The sequence below is a fragment of the Bacillus sp. K7 genome (genome assembly GCF_053903245.1).
In genome coordinates, this window is sequence record NZ_CP096406.1 from 2,563,658 (window position 1) to 2,579,024 (window position 15,367).

19 protein-coding genes, 1 pseudogene and 1 other annotated feature are annotated in these 15,367 nt (G+C 43.6%); of the genes and pseudogenes, 1 reads left to right on the top strand and 19 read right to left on the bottom strand.

The window, feature by feature from the left end; all coding sequences use genetic code 11:
• Positions 1 to 14 precede the first annotated feature (14 nt).
• Genes pheA through M1D98_RS13170 form a run of 4 tightly spaced genes read right to left on the bottom strand, consistent with a single transcriptional unit; the run spans position 15 to position 3,281 of the window.
• Positions 15 to 866: a prephenate dehydratase gene (gene pheA, locus M1D98_RS13155; RefSeq protein WP_010330278.1), complete on the bottom strand. Its 852-nt coding sequence runs from the start codon at positions 864 to 866 to the stop codon at positions 15 to 17.
• 16 nt (positions 867 to 882) lie between these two features.
• A complete protein-coding gene (thrR, locus tag M1D98_RS13160; RefSeq protein ID WP_003222630.1) occupies positions 883 to 1,326 on the bottom strand; it encodes a transcriptional regulator ThrR in 444 nt (147 codons plus the stop codon).
• Between the two features lie 56 nt (positions 1,327 to 1,382).
• Positions 1,383 to 2,669: a GTPase ObgE gene (obgE, locus tag M1D98_RS13165; protein ID WP_010330277.1), complete on the bottom strand. Its 1,287-nt coding sequence runs from the start codon at positions 2,667 to 2,669 to the stop codon at positions 1,383 to 1,385.
• 33 nt (positions 2,670 to 2,702) lie between these two features.
• A complete protein-coding gene (locus M1D98_RS13170; protein ID WP_010330276.1) occupies positions 2,703 to 3,281 on the bottom strand; it encodes a sporulation initiation phosphotransferase B in 579 nt (192 codons plus the stop codon).
• A gap of 77 nt (positions 3,282 to 3,358) precedes the next feature.
• Here M1D98_RS13170 and M1D98_RS13175 point away from each other — a divergent pair.
• Positions 3,359 to 3,483 (top strand): annotated as a pseudogene (locus M1D98_RS13175) (hypothetical protein).
• 121 nt (positions 3,484 to 3,604) lie between these two features.
• Here the strand turns inward: M1D98_RS13175 and rpmA are convergent.
• From rpmA to M1D98_RS13250, 15 genes are all read right to left on the bottom strand, one after another.
• Complete coding sequence (rpmA, locus tag M1D98_RS13180; protein WP_003152662.1) at positions 3,605 to 3,889, bottom strand: 50S ribosomal protein L27; 285 nt, start codon at positions 3,887 to 3,889, stop codon at positions 3,605 to 3,607.
• 12 nt (positions 3,890 to 3,901) lie between these two features.
• The gene (locus M1D98_RS13185) at positions 3,902 to 4,240 is read right to left on the bottom strand and encodes a ribosomal-processing cysteine protease Prp (RefSeq protein WP_003229669.1); all 339 of its coding nucleotides are present in this window, start codon (positions 4,238 to 4,240) and stop codon (positions 3,902 to 3,904) included.
• A 2-nt stretch (positions 4,241 to 4,242) separates the two neighbouring features.
• Positions 4,243 to 4,551, bottom strand: a complete 309-nt coding sequence (rplU, locus tag M1D98_RS13190) for a 50S ribosomal protein L21 (RefSeq protein ID WP_010330275.1) — start codon at positions 4,549 to 4,551, stop codon at positions 4,243 to 4,245.
• Between the two features lie 13 nt (positions 4,552 to 4,564).
• Positions 4,565 to 4,639 (bottom strand) — a sequence feature (ribosomal protein L21 leader region).
• Between the two features lie 57 nt (positions 4,640 to 4,696).
• Positions 4,697 to 5,563 (bottom strand): stage IV sporulation intramembrane metalloprotease SpoIVFB, encoded by an 867-nt coding sequence (spoIVFB, locus tag M1D98_RS13195; RefSeq protein ID WP_121643002.1) that lies wholly within the window; start codon positions 5,561 to 5,563, stop codon positions 4,697 to 4,699.
• On the bottom strand, positions 5,556 to 6,350 hold the full coding sequence (locus M1D98_RS13200) for a M23 family metallopeptidase (protein WP_010330274.1): 795 nt from the start codon (positions 6,348 to 6,350) through the stop codon (positions 5,556 to 5,558). Before M1D98_RS13200 ends, spoIVFB begins: the two co-directional genes overlap by 8 nt.
• 142 nt (positions 6,351 to 6,492) lie before the next feature.
• Positions 6,493 to 7,299 carry a septum site-determining protein MinD gene (gene minD / locus M1D98_RS13205; RefSeq protein WP_010330273.1) on the bottom strand — a complete coding sequence of 269 codons (807 nt, stop codon included), beginning with the start codon at positions 7,297 to 7,299 and terminating at the stop codon, positions 6,493 to 6,495.
• A gap of 1 nt (position 7,300) precedes the next feature.
• Positions 7,301 to 7,981 (bottom strand): septum site-determining protein MinC, encoded by a 681-nt coding sequence (gene minC, locus M1D98_RS13210; RefSeq protein ID WP_010330272.1) that lies wholly within the window; start codon positions 7,979 to 7,981, stop codon positions 7,301 to 7,303.
• Positions 7,982 to 8,032: 51 nt separating this feature from the next.
• Complete coding sequence (gene mreD / locus M1D98_RS13215) at positions 8,033 to 8,551, bottom strand: rod shape-determining protein MreD (RefSeq protein ID WP_010330271.1); 519 nt, start codon at positions 8,549 to 8,551, stop codon at positions 8,033 to 8,035.
• Positions 8,548 to 9,420 carry a rod shape-determining protein MreC gene (gene mreC / locus M1D98_RS13220; protein WP_010330270.1) on the bottom strand — a complete coding sequence of 291 codons (873 nt, stop codon included), beginning with the start codon at positions 9,418 to 9,420 and terminating at the stop codon, positions 8,548 to 8,550. The genes mreD and mreC overlap by 4 nt, the downstream gene beginning before the upstream one ends.
• Before the next feature lie 30 nt (positions 9,421 to 9,450).
• Entirely contained in the window at positions 9,451 to 10,464 is a 1,014-nt protein-coding gene (gene mreB / locus M1D98_RS13225; protein ID WP_010330269.1) for a cell shape-determining protein MreB, read from the bottom strand.
• A gap of 91 nt (positions 10,465 to 10,555) precedes the next feature.
• Positions 10,556 to 11,251 (bottom strand): RadC family protein, encoded by a 696-nt coding sequence (gene radC, locus M1D98_RS13230; protein ID WP_010330268.1) that lies wholly within the window; start codon positions 11,249 to 11,251, stop codon positions 10,556 to 10,558.
• Positions 11,252 to 11,287: 36 nt separating this feature from the next.
• A complete protein-coding gene (locus M1D98_RS13235) occupies positions 11,288 to 11,857 on the bottom strand; it encodes a Maf family nucleotide pyrophosphatase (RefSeq protein ID WP_010330267.1) in 570 nt (189 codons plus the stop codon).
• Between the two features lie 151 nt (positions 11,858 to 12,008).
• Positions 12,009 to 13,007: an SPOR domain-containing protein gene (locus M1D98_RS13240; RefSeq protein WP_456279636.1), complete on the bottom strand. Its 999-nt coding sequence runs from the start codon at positions 13,005 to 13,007 to the stop codon at positions 12,009 to 12,011.
• A gap of 133 nt (positions 13,008 to 13,140) precedes the next feature.
• On the bottom strand, positions 13,141 to 13,887 hold the full coding sequence (locus M1D98_RS13245) for a prepilin peptidase (protein ID WP_121643007.1): 747 nt from the start codon (positions 13,885 to 13,887) through the stop codon (positions 13,141 to 13,143).
• Positions 13,888 to 14,024: 137 nt separating this feature from the next.
• A complete protein-coding gene (locus M1D98_RS13250; RefSeq protein WP_456279637.1) occupies positions 14,025 to 15,317 on the bottom strand; it encodes a bifunctional folylpolyglutamate synthase/dihydrofolate synthase in 1,293 nt (430 codons plus the stop codon).
• Positions 15,318 to 15,367: the final 50 nt, after the last annotated feature.

Here is a 15,367-nt window from a genome sequence, read left to right on the forward strand (position 1 = left end):
ATTGGGCTTTTTTATCATTGGTAAGACTGATATGCACCAAGAAGCTTCACGTTGCAGCCAAGCGCTTCGAGCTCTTGCATGGCACCTGGAATCAATACATCATCAAACGCTTTTTCTATATCAATAATAAAGAAATAATGGCCTAATCCGGTTTTTGTCGGACGCGACTCAATTTTCGACAAATTTAAGTTTCTCCAAGAAAAAGCAGACAGCACTCTATGGAGCGCCCCGGACTCATCCTCCGGAAGCATGACCATGAGGGTCGTTTTAGGTCTTGAACTCAGTTTTGAATTCACTTCAAATGATATGTTCGCATCAGGAGACAGGATAACAAATCTCGTATGATTATCCCTGTAATCCTGTATATCTCGTTTGACAATTTTTAATTCGTATGTAGAAGCTGCCATGTCATTGGCAATGACCCCGATATTCAGCTCAGGATGATCACTGACAAATTTTGCTGCCGCTCCGGTTGAATTGGCATATTCATACGGAATGGAAGGTAATTGAGAATGGAGGAATTTATGGCATTGCGCAATCGCGTGTGAGTGCGAATAAATTTTGTCGAGCTCTTTCCATGCATCCTCTCTTGAAGGGTGGACGAGCAAGTGCTGATGAATTGGCAACGTCATTTCCCCTACGATTGGCAAGGGCTTTTCATGTATTAAATAGTCTATCGTTACATTTACCGATCCTTCTAATGCATTCTCTAAAGGAACAAAAGCAAAATCAACTTCACCTGCAACTGCCGCATCGATACACTCAGGTATTGTGCGGTAAGCAACGTGTTCGGCGCCGTTTTGAAAACAAGAACTGACTGCTAAATGTGTGAATGTTGCTGCTGGACCTAAATAACCGACTTTCATGACGATATTCTCTCCCTTATGCACCTGAACCTAATATTTCAACCTTTTCTACAAAATCAAACTTTCTGAGTTTATTCATTAACGTATGAATGTCCTCTTCCATTGCAGATGTACTGATAGACAGTGTCACATTCGCCCTGCCTTGAAGCGGTATGGTCTGGTGAATGGAAAGAACGTTGCTTCCAGAATCGGCTACCGCCTGCAGGAGCTGAGATAACGCGCCCGACCTATCCTCTAAATGAAAGAAAAGTGTGATAATTTGTTCTTTAACCATCGTATAAAATGGAAAAACAGCATCTCTGTATTTATAAAACGCACTTCTGCTTAAATCCACCTTCTGAACGGCGTCTGCCACTGAATCTGCTTTTTTTCGATCAAGCAGCTTTTTGACTTCCAATGTCTTTCTCATCGCATCGGGCAATACATCTTCACGGACAAGATAAAATGTCTCCTCTTTCATTTGCACCCCCCCTTTAAAATAGAGAGCCTGACATCCAGGCTCTCCTCTCAGTCACGTTAATCAATAAATTCAAATTCGAATTCTAGAAGCCTGATGATATCTCCATCCTTGGCTCCGCGTTCTCTAAGCGCTTCATCAACACCCATTCCGCGCATCTGTCTAGCAAACCGTTTAACCGATTCATCACGGGAGAAATCAGTCATCTTGAATAACCGCTCAAGACTGTCTCCAGAAAGCACATAGACACCGTCTGGATCGCGTGTAATGTTAAATGGCACTTCTTCATTTTCCATCGTGTACATGACACGGTTTTGTGTAAGCTCTTCCTCGTCATACAGCGGGAATTCCGGCGTGTTCTCAAGCTGATTGGCGACTTCAAACAGAAGCTCACGAAGGCCTTCTCTTGTCACCGCACTGATCGGGAATACCGGGTAATCATCTGTCAGCTTTTCTTTAAAGGCTTCAAGATTTTCCGCAGCCTGCGGCATGTCCATTTTATTTGCAACGATAATTTGCGGACGCTCAGTGAGACGCAGATTGTACTCACTTAGTTCTTGGTTAATCGTGACATAATCCTCATACGGATCGCGGCCTTCCAAACCGGACATGTCAATAACGTGAACAATCACCCGCGTCCGTTCAATATGGCGCAAAAATTGGTGGCCAAGTCCGACACCTTGATGTGCGCCTTCAATCAGTCCAGGCAAATCAGCCATAACAAAGCTGCGTCCGTCATCTGTTTCAACCATGCCGAGATTCGGGACAAGCGTTGTGAAGTGATAGTCGGCAATTTTCGGTTTTGCGGATGAGACAACAGACAGCAAAGTCGATTTACCCACGCTCGGGAACCCAACTAGTCCGACATCCGCAAGCACTTTTAATTCAAGAACAACATAACGTTCTTTTCCCGGCTCGCCGTTTTCTGAAAGCTGAGGCGCGGGATTAGCCGGTGTGGCAAAGCGGGAATTCCCTCTTCCGCCTCTCCCGCCCCTTGCGATAACAGCCTGCTGGCCGTGTTCAGTTAAATCAGCAATGACCTGCTTTGTATCATCATCTGTCACAACGGTGCCTGGTGGAACTTTAATGACCATATCATCTGCATTTCGGCCGTGCTGGTTTTTGGACATGCCATGCTCGCCGCGAATTGCTTTAAAGTGTTTTTTATATCTAAAATCCATCAGGGTGCGGAGACCTTCATCCACTTCAAAAACGACGTCTCCTCCATTTCCTCCGTCACCGCCGGCAGGACCGCCTTTCGGTACATACTTTTCTCGGCGAAACGCAACCATTCCGTTGCCGCCGTCGCCGCCTTTTACATAAACTTTGACCTGATCTACAAACATAATGTCCTCCGTTCTAAACCGTTAAAAACTCCGCTAGTCCAACCCAATTTCAATCAAGCATTCATGACCTGTGATTTCAAAACGCATGATATCAATACCCTCAAAGCAATTTTGCCGAATCTCATCAAAAGCAGCTGGATCGGCAAAGGCCCCATGAAAATCAAGATACATAATCAGCTGTCTGTCAGGATGATCCGTTTGAAGCGAAACCGTTACATGATTCTCGCTCTCTCTGCTGACAGCTTGATCAAACAGAGAAAACAGCTTTCTCATCAGCTTCGTCAGCTTTTGATCATAAGCCGATAAATCCTTAATTTCTCCAAGGACTTCATATTCAAGCGTCATATAATGGGTTTTCCAATTAAACGTCAGAAAATCAAACGCCAATTGCGGTGTTTTCAGGTTTGAGAGCTTTGATTCGTGCTTTGCGTCTATAACCATTTCTTCAATCATTTCAAAAACGCGGTCATACTTCTGCAAGCTTAAGTTTCCTTTAATGAGCTGCAGCTTATTCATCCAATCATGCCGAGAATGGGCAAGCAGATGAATCAGTTCGTTTGTTAATGCCGTATCGCTTATATTTTCTTCTTGTTTTTTTGAAACATCCTTCATTTTCGCACTCCCAATCATTTAATTTCTTATTTAGGAGTCTGTATAAGTGTGTATTATGAATTATAACAGAGAAGGCTTTGTTAGAAAAACAATTGTTTTTCCCAGAAATATCATGTTCCTTTTTTTTCTGGCTATGGTTGATTTGCAGCCAGGCAGAACATTTTATGTATTACTGCTTGGGGAACATATCCAGTGGGTTTGAGACATATATTCTCATTCTTGGCGGGGTCTGCTCGCACATACTCTGCATTTCATTCTTGATGTTTACTCCGCATTATTGCAAAAAAAACTCCAGTCATCATCGACCGGAGTTTTTTGAATCATTATTGAGCTACAGGATATACGCTCACTTTTTTGCGGTCACGTCCGAAACGTTCGAATTTAACAGTTCCGTCGATTTTCGCGAAAAGAGTGTCATCTCCGCCGCGGCCCACGTTTTCACCTGGGTAAATTTTTGTTCCGCGTTGACGGTAAAGGATAGAACCGCCTGTTACGAATTGACCGTCAGCACGTTTAGCACCTAAACGTTTAGACTCAGAGTCACGTCCGTTCTTTGTAGAACCTACTCCTTTTTTAGAAGCGAAAAACTGAAGATCTAATCTAAGCATGTAGCTCACCTCCTATATTATGTTTGTGGTCACACGCAAGTTATCTTTGTAATCTCGTTCGATTGTCTCCAGCGAAACAATCATGCCTTCAATCAGCAGCTGAGCTTTTTGGCGCGCCTCCGGATCAAGAGATTCAGGGAATTCAAAGTAAAAATAACCCCCGTCCTCCCCTATATCAAGAAGCGGCTCGAAGCCCGCGAGCACAATGACTGCGTTAACAGCTCCAAACACAACGGCTGTCACTCCGGCACAAACAAGATCTTGTCCATGTTCAGCAAAATTGGCATGGCCTGTCATTTCAAAAGACAATATGCCTTTGTCATGAGACCTTCTGATTGTTGCCTGAATCATGCTTACGCGTTGATTTTTTCGATCGTCAATTTAGTGTAAGGCTGACGATGACCTTGTTTTTTATGAACGTTTTTCTTTGCTTTGTATCTGAAAACAGTGATTTTTTTCGCGCGGCCTTGTTTTTCAACTTTAGCCGTTACTGTTGCGCCTTCAACTGTAGGGTTGCCGACTTTCACGTTGTCTCCGCCAACAAACAAAACGTCTTCAAAAGTAACTGTTTCACCTGCTTCAGCAGCAAGTTTTTCGATGTAAACAGTTTGGCCTTCTTCAACTTTGATTTGTTTACCGCCTGTTTTAATGATTGCGTACATTCTCTGCACCTCCTATTAGACTAAGACTCGCCAGACACCAGGGGGCTTTAAAGCTCTTAACACCTGTACTGAGCGGTTGTAGCAATGGTGCTACATCCATAACATTAAAAAATATACCAAAATACAAGACGTTTGTCAATCCATTTTAGTAAGGCAGCAGCAGTTCCTCCATAGAAGAATTCGTCCGCTTATCGGCAAAGTAAGCGTGCAGGACTTCATTCTCGTCAAGCTGGCTCAGTTTCTGCCCTGATTTCTCTATAATAATCGGGTGTTTGCATCCGCGCTTGAACTCGGCCATCACATGATAGACTTTGTCCTCTGCCTTTACAGTGAGCGGCAGCAGTTTTTCAAGCTCACGGTTTTTTCCGTAATACCGCTCAAGGAGAAATCTCACATGGATATAATGCCTTTGCCTGTATTCCTCAAACAAAGAAACAGCCAGAAAGACAAACAAAACCCATGCGCTGATTTGCAGAGGAACCACAAATAAAACCCAACACCCCAGCAACAGGCAGAAGCAGAGCGATGTTTTTAAATGAAGCCGGTGGGCTCTTTGAAAAGGAAGCTGCTTGGAAAACAACAGAAATAACAATTTTCCGCCATCAAGCGGCCAGATCGGCAGCAAATTCACAAATAAAATAGAAAGATTATAAAAGGTGAAGAGTTCAAAGGTATGCTGATGAATCACTGAGAATTCTGCAAGCGTCCAGGCAGCAAGCTGAAGCCAGATATGCTGAAGAGGGCCGGCAATAATGACCGCAAACTCTTCCTTTAGCGGCCGATTCCCGTGCTCTTCCACTTCCACCGTTCCGCCAAACGGCAGCAAAAAGACACGTTTGATTCTCCAAGAAAAAAACACGGCCAGAGCAGCATGCCCCAGCTCATGGACCAGTACAATCAGAAGCAGACATAATAATGCTTTCATATGGCCTGTGACTAGGCCCAGCGCAGCGATAATCCACAAAAAAGGGTGCACATGTATCTTCAAAATAAGGTCAATCCATTTATTCAAATGAAATCACCTGTATCGGATCAATAAATCTATCGCCGTCTTTCATGGCAAAATAATAGACCCCTTTATGATGGTCATCCAATTTAATTGAGCCGAGTTTTTTGCCTTTATCTACAAAGTCATATAACGCAACATCGACATCTTTCAGTTTGCCATAAATACTGTAGGTATTATCCGCATGCTGCACCTTAACCGTCAGTCCCGTCTGGCTGTCTTTGCTGACTTCAACTACATAGCCTTCTTTTATGCTATCAATTGTATCACTGCTTGTTTCGACTTTAATCCCTTCCCCATTGTCCTGAAAATCCTGCTGCACTTTCCCAGATGCAGGCGCAACGAGATCTTGGCTCACTTCGACCTGCCGATCCTTATTTTTATGTTCAGGGGCCAGAAAAGCAAGAGGATTGCCAAATTTCGTTTCAAACCAATGGCTTGCTGAGGCAAATTGAAATTCAGTTTCGAAGGTTTTGGCAACGGCAGGTTTAATCTGGCTGACAGGCCCAATGTTTGTTTTATAGGCTATGGCGGAAACGAGAACAAGGCAAGCCGACAGAAGACATTTCAAGATTATTGAATCTGTTTTCACCAGAGGGTGTTTTCCGTTGAATGTCGAGATGCTATCTTCATAGACCGGAAGAGTTCCATGCTTTTCCTCATCGGTTACCTTCACCCAGGACGGGGGGGGCTGCTTTTCAGAAACTGTCTGAGTAGAGGAACGTTTTGAGCCGGTAAGCTGTTTTCTTCTTTTCTCTAATCGTTTTCTGATTTCATCTGCTCTGTGACTCATTGCCATCATCCTTTGCATTCGTAGGGTTTGTACATCATATGTCTTGTCCATGGCAAATATTCGTTTTACTCAAGCACAAAGCAGACAATACAAAAAAATCTGACACAGCATTCGCTTTGTCAGATTCTTCTCTTTGATTCTATTATGATCTTACTCCGAAAAATGACTTAATCTTAGCCATCATTCCTTTGTTTTGCTCTTCAAGCATCTGCAAAGGAACCGATTCACCTAAAATGCGGCGGGCAATGTTGCGATAGGCAATGGAAGCGCGGTTTTTCGGGTCCATTGCAATCGGTTCTCCGTGATTGGAAGCTTTAATGACTTCATCATCATCGGCCACGATTCCAAGCAAATCGATCGACAAATGCTGTACGATTTCATCGATATCCATCGAGTCACCATTTTTCATCAGATGATTTCTGATTCTGTTGACAACGAGACGCGGCGGTTCAATGTTTTCCTCTTGCTCAAGCAGCCCTATAATACGGTCAGCATCACGAACAGCTGAGATTTCAGGCGTTGTGACCACAATCGCTTTGTCAGCTCCGGAAACGGCATTTTTATATCCTTGTTCAATTCCGGCAGGACAGTCTATGATGACATAATCAAATTCCTGTTTGAGCTGTTGGACCATATTTTTGATTTGTTCAGGAGCAACAGCTGTCTTATCGCTCGTTTGAGCAGCGGGCATCAAATAGAGCAGATCATCGAAACGTTTGTCTTTTACGAGCGCCTGATGCATTTTGCATCTTTCCTCTACAACGTCAACAAGATCATAAATAATTCTATTTTCAAGACCCATTACAACATCTAGGTTACGCAGCCCTATATCAGTATCTACTAAGCATACACGCTTCCCTAAAATGGCTAAGGCGGTACCGAGGTTCGCAGATGTTGTCGTTTTACCTACTCCGCCTTTTCCCGAAGTTATTACGATAGCCTCACCCAATTCACATTCCTCCCTCAAGCCTTGTTAGATCAGGTCTTAAATGAGCCAAATGTTGAAGGCGTTCAATGACCATATTTCCGTCTGTATCTAAGTAAGCACATTCCATTTCGTTCCCTTTTTGAATGTGGTCTGGGGAGCGATTTAACACGTGATTGATTCTTAATTGTGTCGGCAGCATTTCAGAGGCGGCGATGACCGCTTGATTATTTCCGTTACATCCGGCGTGCGCGACTCCTTTCAGTGAGCCCAGAATGAAAATGTTCCCTCCGGCCCTGACTGTTCCGCCTGGATTCACATCCCCGATCAGGAGCAAATCTCCTTTTACCTGCAGTACTTGGCCTGACCGGACAATTTTTGAAACGGAAACAATTTCAGCTTCCTCTTTCATACGCTGTGCTTCTTTTTTAGTAATGACTTCACTGTCAATAGAATGAACAAACAAATCCTTCTTTGACGAGATCAATTCGGTCAGCTGTCCCTCTTGCTCTTTATATAAAAAGCGATTTCCCAGCTTCACATGGACGCTGATTTTCTGGCCTTTACCATCCGTATATTGTTCAATTGACAGCATATTCTGAAGACCATCGAGAAGCTCATCAAAAGAACACGCATCATCCAGATGCAATGTTAACCCATTCTTTGTTCCTTTTATTGTTACATATTGCTGCTTTTTGGTCTTCACAATATCACCTCAACAACATACTCATTTCGTCAAAAAAAGATAAAATCCTTTTTACTCATCTCTCAATTCTTTCTTTAGACTGATAAAAAATAATCTAAATGGCAGAACCAGAATAAGAGCGGCTGCAATATTTAATAAAACTGTCGGTATAAACCGGTCAAGCACAAATCCGTTAAACGTCATGATGTCTTTATGAATCAAAGACTGAATGCCAAATACGTAAAATTCAAGCACGCAGACAGCGAGAACAGCTATTAATATTACCACAAAAGCGTTCGTATGCAGCACTTTAAATGCTTTTGAAGCCAAATAGCATAATCCGGCAAACCCAAACATATAAACGCCTAATAGACTTGTATAGTTCATGTCATATAAAAGCCCGAAAATAAACCCGTAAATCATCGCGTGCTTTTGGTTGATGAAAGCCGACATAAATATCAATACCAGCATCAGAAAACGCGGGACAAGCACCTGATCATCTGTAACGAAAGGGAAATGCACCAGATCTGTAAAAATGCTTTCCGCAGAAAAAACAAGCATCATAACGAAAGGGAGAAGGAAACGTTTCACGATCCTTCCTCCTCTGTATCGACTGTCGGCACATCACGGTTAACAACAATCACATTATTTAAATCAGAAAGGTCAGCAGCAGGCTTTACATAAGCAACTTTCGTTAATCCATAGGAATCTGACTCAACCTCCGTCACTTCACCGATTGTCAGCCCCTCTGGGAAAACCCCGCCTGTTCCTGAGGTTTCAATAAGATCGCCTTTTTTCACGTCTTGTTTATCTTTGCGCTCAATAATTGACATCTTAAGCCTTTTTTTGTCTCTGTCATAGCCTTCGATCAATCCGTAGCCTTTGCTGCCTTTTTTTCCGGAAATTTTTGTCGCGACTCTGTTATTGCGGTCAGTATCGCTTAAAAGCTGAACAGTAGACGTAAAGTTGTTAAGTCCGGAGCTTTTAATCTTGCCGATTAATGCGCCTTTTTCATTTGTAACAGCCATATCTTTCGCTACGTTTTGCTGAGTTCCCTTATTAATTTTGACCTGTTTCGCCCAATGATCTGGGCTTCTGGCAATGACCGTCGCTAAAATCGGCTTGTAATCTTTAATCGAACTGACATGACCAAGCTCGTCACGCAAGGATTTGTTTTCTTCTTCAAGTTCTTGAAGCTTTGCTTCATATTGGGTCTGTCCGTCAAGCTTCTCTCTCAAACGCTCGTTTTCTTTGTATGTGTTTTTTAAATCATTCATGTTCTCAAATATCCCTGCAAAAAACTCGGCAGGCGTATGAAAAATATTTTGAAATACTCCCGTCGTATCGCCGATCACTTTCTCAGGCCAGGTGGTATTGCGGCCGCCCTTCAGCGAAAATCCAATCATAGCCACCAATATGATAATACACAGAAGTAATAGCATTAACCGTTTATTCGGCATCGTGTTACACCTCTTCTATTGAACTCCCGATTATCTAGTTTTCCCTTTGAAAAGATGGATGTGCTCCAATGCTTTTCCTGTTCCGATCGCTACACAATCAAGCGGGTCTTCGGCGATAAGAACCGGCATTTTTGTTTCTTCGCTGATGACTTTGTCCAAATTGCGAAGAAGCGCTCCGCCTCCGGTTAACACAATACCTCTGTCCATAATATCTGCTGCAAGCTCAGGCGGTGTTTTTTCAAGCGTGCTTTTCACTGCTTCCACAATTGTAGATACAGTGTCGCGCAGAGCATTAGAAATTTCTTTTCCTGTTATTTCGATTGTTTTCGGCAGACCTGTCAGTAAATCGCGTCCGCGGATTTCCATTTTATCGGATTCTTCAGGCGCTTCTGCAGATCCGATCTCCATTTTAATCGCTTCAGCCGTACGGTCACCGATCATTAAGTTGTACGTTTTTCTGATGTAGTTGATAATTGCATCATCCATTTCATCACCGGCTACGCGGATTGACTGTGACGTTACAATGCCTCCGAGGGAAATGATCGCAACTTCTGTCGTACCGCCCCCGATATCGACAACCATGCTTCCAGTCGGTTCCCAAACCGGCAGATTAGCTCCGATTGCTGCGGCAAACGGCTCTTCAATCGGATAGGCGTCACGTGCTCCCGCTTGTCTTGTCGCATCGATGACAGCGCGTTCTTCAACAGCTGTAATGCCTGATGGTACACAAACCATCACATATGGTTTTCTGGCAAACATGCCTTTATTTTTAATGGCTTGATTGATGTAATATTTCATCATAGTAGCCGTTGTTTCATAATCAGCGATAACGCCGTCTTTCATCGGGCGAAGAGCCACAACGTTGCCCGGTGTCCGTCCGATCATATTTTTCGCATCATTTCCGACAGCAACAATCGACTTCGTATCCGTTTGCAAAGCGACGACTGACGGCTCTCTCACAACAATTCCTTTTCCTTTTACAAAAACAAGCGTATTCGCAGTTCCAAGATCTATACCAAGGTCTCTTGTACCAATTCCAAACATATGTATGTATCTTCCTTTCTTAAAGCAAAAATACCCTAAAGGGAAAAACTCATAAACTCTATTATAGCTTAATTCGACGAAAAAAAAAGTGTTACAAATATCCTTTTTCCTTTAAACTCACAAATTTTTTGTCCCCGATCACCAAATGGTCAAGCAGCTCGATGCCAATCAGGTTTCCGCATTCAAACAGCCGCCTTGTCACTTCAATATCTTCCCTGCTCGGCGTCGGATCTCCAGAAGGATGATTATGAACACAGATAAAGGAAGCGGCAGATCGTTTAAACGCTTCTTTAAACACCTCACGCGGGTGGACAATAGATGAATTCAAGCTTCCGATAAAGACGGTGCGTTTATGGATGACTTGGTTTTTTGTATTTAAGTATAAACAGACAAAATGCTCCTGGGTTAAAAAGCGCATATCCTCCATGACAAGATTTGCGCCGTCTTCCGGGGAGCGAATGACGAAATGTTCTTCGTTGGCTAATTTATGAATACGGCTTCCAAGCTCAACTGCCGCCAGGATTTGAACCGCTTTTACCATACCGATTCCCGGGATGCTCGACAGCTCTTCAACAGATGCCTCTTTCAGCAGACGCAGTCCGTCAAAAGAGCGCAGAAGCCGGTTGGACAGATCCATAACAGACTCGTGTTTCGTGCCTGTCCGCAATAATATAGCCAAAAGTTCATGATTCGCCAAGTTCTCGGCTCCGACTTTCAGCAGCCGTTCTCTTGGCTTTTCTTTCGTTGGGAAATCTCTGAGTTTTAATGGCAGATCGTGTATGACCAAGCACTCCTTTTCTTTCCCTTCCCGTTTATAGAACCGTCATGCCTTCATATCAAAATGGCGAAGAGCTCTCATCGTTTTTGATATAGGGAGTCCCATGACTGAATAATAATCTCCGTCTATTTTCTTTACAAAAAGCGCGCCTCTTCCTTGGATGCCGTATGCACCTGCTTTATCCATGGGCTCTTTCGTTTCAATATAAGTCCAAACCTCTTCTTCACTGAGGGGCCAAAACGTAACTTCTGTCTTATCATAAAATGTCTCACTGTGATTTTCGGCTTGTATACTGACCGCGGTAATTACTGAATGGCTTCTGCCTGAAAGCCTCCGCAGCATAGAAGCAGCTTCTTCTTGATCTTGCGGTTTGCCGAGACATTCGCCGTCCAGGCATACCATTGTATCAGCGCCAATAACGATTGCGTGCGGATGGAGATCAGCCACAGCCTTAGCTTTTTGTTTTGCCAACCATTGGACGTTTTCTTCTGGTGAAAAGTTTCGATTTAATTTTTCCTCTACTTCACTGACAATAATGGAGTAGGGCAGCTGGAGAAGATCGAGGAGTTCTTTCCTGCGTGGAGATTGTGACGCAAGTATTAGCGGCTTTGTCATGTTCGTCATCCTTTCAGGGTTTGCTTAAGAAAAAAAGATACTTGTTTATCCTATCAAATCATGAGGCTTGTCACAATTTCAGAAAAATAACTTTTTCATGACAAAATAAAAAAAGCCTGTCACTAAAGGACGAAGGCTCACGTGCTTTCGCTTATTTAATGACGGCTAACAGCTGCTGCTGAGCCTTCCAACCGGCTTCAGCACTTGGATCCTCTAATTCTTCTAACGCCTGCAAAATCGCTTTTTTCTCCCCTGTTTCAGACGCTTTATTATGACCGAGAGACTTTTCTATTTTCTCCACACTCGCCTTTGTAATGTCTTCGCCGAGAATCGCTTTTGCTGCAAGCTCCGCTGTCTCCTTGAAAGAATCTGTCATATCTTGCTCTATTGATAAGGAAAGCTCTTTGCCTCCCCAGGCTTCAAAATCATTGTCGATTAAAAGCTGGCCTAATTGCTGCGACACGTCCTTATCACTAGCTAAACCCGCGATGACATACGTATACCCGTCATCCTTTGACAACGCAACGGCGGAATAGCCTTTTTCAGTCAGTTGTCCTGCTAACGTTTCGGCACCCTTTTCATTTGAGAATTTTCCGGCTTGTACAGCGTATGTTTTATATGTACCTTCAGCAGGCACCGCCTGCTTTTCCGCACCTGTGCTTTGTTTATCAGCAGAAGTATCCCCGGCCTTTGCTGTTTGGCTGCCCAGGGAACCATCTAAAGAGGCTGGTGCCGCCGCTTCTTTATTGCCCGAGATGTTCAACGCGAATAAACCTAATCCGGTGCCTATGACAGCTGCAAAGGCAATCGTCGCCGCCACTCTTTTTATGGGTTTGGCTGTCCCCGCTTTTCCTTTTGCATACAGGTTTGTTTTCTTTTTTTGATAGGGCGGAACGACTTTTGGATCCTCTTTAAACACCTTGTCCTCCTCGGAATCCCAGTTAAATTCATCTTCATCAGGGTGTTCATGGGATGCTGCGACCTCTTGTTCTGCCTTTCTCTTTTCCTCCCAGTTTGAAAATGTCATGTTTTTTTCCGTCTCAGTTTCAGGCGTCTCTTGCTCGTAAACCGTCTCTTCTTTTCCATTAATCGTCACCTTGAGGGCTTTTTCTGCGGCTTTACTGTTTTTTTTATTCTTCCTTTTTTTCAATTCCGCTTCCTCCCTTCGTTTGCTTGACCATTCTTGTCGGCTTTTCATGCTACACACTTTAGCACAGGCGAAAAAAAAAAGAACAAGACTTTTGTCGCCTTGTCCAAAAAACGTTCGTCAAATTTTTCAGCGGTCAGCCCAATGCTATCTTTATATAAAAAGAAATAATAGAGTCGCCGTATAAATAGGCTAAAATACTCCCAGCCGCAATTGCGGGGGCAAAGGGAAGCGGCTGCCTTTTGGCGAGTCTTCCAGTCAGGACAGCTGCCGATCCATACAATGCACCTATTAAAACGGAAAAGAAAAAGGCAGCTGCCAGCATTTTCATACCTAGCACAAAGCCAATGACCGCAAATAATTTAATATCTCCTCCTCCTATTCCGCCACCGGTGATTGCCGCAAATAAAGCCAGAAATACAAATCCGGCAGCCGCACCTAACAGACCGGCATACCAGGAATCAAGCGGAGAAATCAATCTGGCAGCACCCAAAAAGGGAAGAAAGAAAATCAATATTTTATTTGGAATCAGCATAAAATGAATATCTGTCACTGCTGCCATGATCAGAAGAGAGATAAACACGACAGCGGGAAACAGCTCCAAAGACGAGCCAAAGCGTATTCCTGCGGCAGCAAATAAACACGCTGTCACAAGCTCTGCCGCGGGATACATAAAAGAAATTCTATGCCCGCAGCTTTTACATTTTCCTTTTTGGAATAGAAATGACAGGATGGGAATTAATTCTGCTGGAGTTAATGGCTGCTGGCAAAACGAGCATGCCGAACGGGGTTTGACAATAGATTTATGCAAGGGGATACGGCAGCCGGCCGTATAATAAAACGAACCAAGGATCAGCCCGAGAATAAAAAGAATGGGGAGCATTGACAACACACCTTTACAAGATACTGGTATGGATTGTAGCAGAATGGCCGGCCTAAACACCACTCAAGAAATTTTGATTTTATGCGTAAAAAACCCCTGCAAAATCTCATTTTCGATTCTGCAGGGGCTTGACGCCTTTATTTTAACCTTTTGCGAATGTCAGAAATAAAATAGAGCGATCCGGTAACCAGCACAATATCATTTGAGCCCTTTTTGCTTTCGATGAATTCGATTACCTTGTCGGGATCCTCATTCCAGCTTTTATTGCTGATTTCACTTGCATCATAAAGATCTTTCGCAAGAGAAGCACGCGGGAAATCAAAAGCAGCAAAATGAATCGCATACGCTATGGTTTCCAGTTTCTTAATCATGTTTTGATACGGTTTGTCCTTTAACGCGCTAAACACCACAAAAATGCGGGAATCAGGGAAACGCTGTTTCATCGTTTCCGCCAGCTTCTCAACGCCTTCTTCATTATGCGCACCATCTAAGTATACCGGCGGATGTTCCTGAACAAGCTCTAACCGACCCGGCCAAGCAGCCTGTACAAGTCCGTTTCTTAACGCTTCATCACTGATATGGGCAATATTCTCCCTATTGAGCCACTCAGCAGCCAAAATGGACAAAGCCGCATTTTGTCTTTGATGGGTTCCGATCAGAGATGTCTGAATATCTTCATAATATTTCTCGCCCGTTTTGAATGAAAACTGTTCTCCGGCAGGCAGAGACGCTTCATTGGAAATAATACATGAATCATGTAATGATTGGAACGGTGCAGCATGTCGTTCAGCTTCATGACGTATGACCTGTACGGCTTCCGGCTGAGTAACAGCTGTAACGATTGGAATACCCTCTTTAATAATGCCGGCCTTTTCTCCTGCAATTTCTTCAATAGTGTTACCCAAAATGTTCATATGGTCATGCCCGATGCTTGTTATCAATGTTAACAGCGGTTCAACCACATTCGTAGAGTCGAATCTACCGCCTAGACCTGTTTCAAAAATAACAAAGTCGACCTTATGAAACTCGGCAAAATATAAAAACGCACAAGCCGTCATAATTTCAAATTCCGTCGGCTGTCCGTATTCTGTGTGATCCAGCGCTTCAACATGCGGTTTGATATGATTAACGAGTGCCGTCCATTCCTCATCTGAAATCGGTGTCCCGTTTACGCTGATCCGTTCATTAAACGTAATGATATAAGGTGACGTAAACGTTCCAACCGTATACCCGGCTTCTTGTAGCATAGAACGAATAAATGCGACAGATGATCCTTTTCCGTTTGTCCCTGCTACGTGGAACGCGCGAATCTTCTTTTCAGGATGGCCTAACCGCGCCATCAGCTGCTTCATTCGGCCGAGTCCGGGCTTCACTCCGAATTTCAGCCGCCCGTGAATCCAGCTGCGCGCTTCTTCATATGCAGTAAACAATGATAATCCCCTCTTTTATAAGACAAGGCGGTTTCTCTAGAAACCGCCTC

Excerpts from the sequence above, each read along its gene's own strand:
- pheA (WP_010330278.1), bottom strand. The coding sequence starts at position 866 with ATGAAAGTCGGTTATTTAGGTCCAGCAGCAACATTCACACATTTAGCA.
- thrR (WP_003222630.1), bottom strand. The coding sequence starts at position 1,326 with ATGAAAGAGGAGACATTTTATCTTGTCCGTGAAGATGTATTGCCCGAT.
- obgE (WP_010330277.1), bottom strand. The coding sequence starts at position 2,669 with ATGTTTGTAGATCAGGTCAAAGTTTATGTAAAAGGCGGCGACGGCGGC.
- M1D98_RS13170 (WP_010330276.1), bottom strand. The coding sequence starts at position 3,281 with ATGAAGGATGTTTCAAAAAAACAAGAAGAAAATATAAGCGATACGGCA.
- rpmA (WP_003152662.1), bottom strand. The coding sequence starts at position 3,889 with ATGCTTAGATTAGATCTTCAGTTTTTCGCTTCTAAAAAAGGAGTAGGT.
- M1D98_RS13185 (WP_003229669.1), bottom strand. The coding sequence starts at position 4,240 with ATGATTCAGGCAACAATCAGAAGGTCTCATGACAAAGGCATATTGTCT.
- rplU (WP_010330275.1), bottom strand. The coding sequence starts at position 4,551 with ATGTACGCAATCATTAAAACAGGCGGTAAACAAATCAAAGTTGAAGAA.
- M1D98_RS13200 (WP_010330274.1), bottom strand. The coding sequence starts at position 6,350 with ATGAGTCACAGAGCAGATGAAATCAGAAAACGATTAGAGAAAAGAAGA.
- mreC (WP_010330270.1), bottom strand. The coding sequence starts at position 9,420 with ATGCCGAATAAACGGTTAATGCTATTACTTCTGTGTATTATCATATTG.
- mreB (WP_010330269.1), bottom strand. The coding sequence starts at position 10,464 with ATGTTTGGAATTGGTACAAGAGACCTTGGTATAGATCTTGGAACTGCG.
- M1D98_RS13235 (WP_010330267.1), bottom strand. The coding sequence starts at position 11,857 with ATGACAAAGCCGCTAATACTTGCGTCACAATCTCCACGCAGGAAAGAA.
- M1D98_RS13245 (WP_121643007.1), bottom strand. The coding sequence starts at position 13,887 with ATGCTCCCCATTCTTTTTATTCTCGGGCTGATCCTTGGTTCGTTTTAT.